General features: G+C 70.9%; 2 protein-coding genes and 1 pseudogene. 1 reads left to right on the top strand and 2 read right to left on the bottom strand.

The features are described from left to right. On the bottom strand, positions 1–354 hold a 354-nt coding region (locus EIO58_RS16540), incomplete at its 3' end, for an SAM-dependent methyltransferase (RefSeq protein ID WP_240658956.1). 24 nt (positions 355–378) lie between these two features. Between EIO58_RS16540 and EIO58_RS16535 the strand changes: the two genes are divergently transcribed. Beyond that, complete coding sequence (locus EIO58_RS16535; RefSeq protein ID WP_240658954.1) at positions 379–2,013, top strand: dolichyl-phosphate-mannose--protein mannosyltransferase; 1,635 nt, start codon at positions 379–381, stop codon at positions 2,011–2,013. 6 nt (positions 2,014–2,019) lie between these two features. Here the strand turns inward: EIO58_RS16535 and EIO58_RS18995 are convergent. Next, positions 2,020–2,264, bottom strand: a pseudogene (locus EIO58_RS18995) (thioredoxin domain-containing protein); the annotation flags it as partial.

Raw genomic sequence — 2,264 nt, 5'->3', positions numbered from 1 at the left:
GAGCGCCGTCACGACCGCGCTCGGCCCCGGGATCGCCGTCACCTCGACGCCCGCCGCGGCGGCCGCCGCGACGACGCCGTAGCCCGGATCGCTCACGGTCGGCATGCCGGCGTCGCTGAGCACCAGGACGTCCTGCTCGCGCGCGAGCTCGACGAGCTCGGGAGCGCGGTCCTTCTCATTGTGGTCGTGCAGTGCGATCAGGCGCGGGCGGTTCGCGACCCCGAGCCCGGCGAGCAGTCGCTGCGTCGTACGCGTGTCTTCCGCGGCGATGACGGTGGCCTCCTCGAGCGCCTCGACGAGCCGGCGCGAGGCGTCCCCGAGGTTTCCGATGGGCGTCGCCGCGAGGATGATCACGCCCCTCAGCCTAGACTTGGCCGGGTGACGGACGCCGCCCGGCCCGCTTTCGACCAGCACAGTGCCGAACCGCCCGCCGCACCGCTCCCCCTCCCGGCCCGCCCGAGCCTCTATGACCGCTTCGCGCGCCGCATGAACGAGGACCGGCGCGCGCGGCGGCTGTACGCGTGGCTCGGCCCGGCCGTCGTCGTCTTGCTGGCCGGCGTCCTGCGCGTGTGGAACCTCGGGGCGGCGCACGACCTGATGAACCAGTTCGACGAGACGTACTACGTCAAGGACGCGTGGACGCTGCTGCACCTCGGGTATGAGGGCGCGTGGCCGTCGAACGCGAACGAGAGCTTCCTCTCGGGAGACGTCGACGTCTTCGGGACCGACCCCGCCTTCGTCGTGCACCCTCCGCTCGGCAAATGGATCATCGGGCTCGGGATGCTGGTGCTCGGGCCGGAGTCGGGCTGGGGCTGGCGTATCACGACGGCGCTCCTGGGGACGGCGGCCGTTCTCCTGCTGATGCTGATCGCGAAGCGGCTCACCCACTCGACGACGTTCGCCGTCGTGGCGGGCCTGCTCATGGCGGTGGACGGTCTTGCGATCTCGATGAGCCGCGTCGCCCTGCTCGACACGCCGCTCACGTTCTTCGTGCTGATCGCCGTGCTCTTCATCGTCGTCGATCGCGAGCGCACGATGACGCGGATCGCCCAGACCGTCGCCGCGCGGCACTCGGGCGGCGAACCGCCGACGTGGGGCCCGGTGCTGTGGAACCGCCCGTGGATCGTCGCGGCGGGCGCCGCCCTCGGTGCCGCGACCGCTGTGAAGTGGTCGGGAGTCTGGGTGCTGGCTGCGCTCGGCCTCTACCTCGTCGTCACGGATGCGCTCGCGCGGCGGCGCGCGGGCGTGCTGTTCTGGCCGACCGATGCCCTCCGCCAGGGCGCGGTGACGTTCGTGCTCCTCGTGCCGATCGCGCTCGTCGTCTACGTCGCGTCGTGGACCGGGTGGCTCGTGACCGACGGCGGCTACGACCGGCACGCGGCCGATGACGACCCGGCGACCGGACTGTTCGCGTGGGTGCCGCTGCCGCTGCAGAGCCTGTGGATCAACCACGTCACGATGTACAACGCGGCATCGCAGATCGTGGCCGACCACAGCTATCAGAGCCCCGCATGGCAATGGCCGCTGCTGCTGCGGCCGACGGGCATGTACTACCACCACGACGCGTTCGGCGAGAACGGCTGCGAGGCCGTCAACGGTTGCTCCGAGGTCGTCTCGAGCATTCCTAATCCGCTGATCTGGTATGCGGGGGTGGCAGCCGCGCTGTATCTCGCCTACCGGTTCGTCGTGTCGCGCGACTGGCGGCACGCGCTCGTGCTCACCGGCGTCGCCGCCACCTACCTGCCGTGGCTCCTCTTCCCCGAGCGCACGGTGTTCCAGTTCTACACGGTGCTGACGCTCCCCTTCTTGCTGCTCGCTCTGACGTTCGCCCTCCGCGACATCGCGGGACCGGCAGATGCCGGCGCGTACCGACGGCATACCGGTCAGCGGCTCGTGCTCGTGTTCCTCGTCGTCGCGCTGGCGCTCTCGGCGTTCTGGTACCCGGTCGTCTCGGCGATGAACGTGCCGTACGACTTCTGGCGCCTGCACAACTGGATGCAGGGCTGGATCTGACCGGCGTCAGGCCACGAGTTCGGCGGGGTCGGTGACCGGCAGCCGGCACGCGAAGTCGCGGCAGTCGTACGCGGTCGCCGCGTCGCCCCGCATGGACTTCTCTGCGAACAGCGAGAATCCGGCATCCGCCCACTCACGCGCCTGATCGGGCGTCAGCACCGCGACGATGTCGGCGCGGATGCCGTGCGCGGCGTCGGCGAGCGGGTCGGCGCTCGCCCGACCGACGACGACGATCTGCCTCGGGGCGACCG

It is taken from the genome of Microbacterium sp. CPCC 204701 (assembly GCF_004010105.1).
GTDB lineage: Bacteria > Actinomycetota > Actinomycetes > Actinomycetales > Microbacteriaceae > Microbacterium.
The sequence above is the reverse complement of the archived record's forward strand: the minus strand, read 5'-3'. Positions and strand labels throughout refer to the sequence as shown.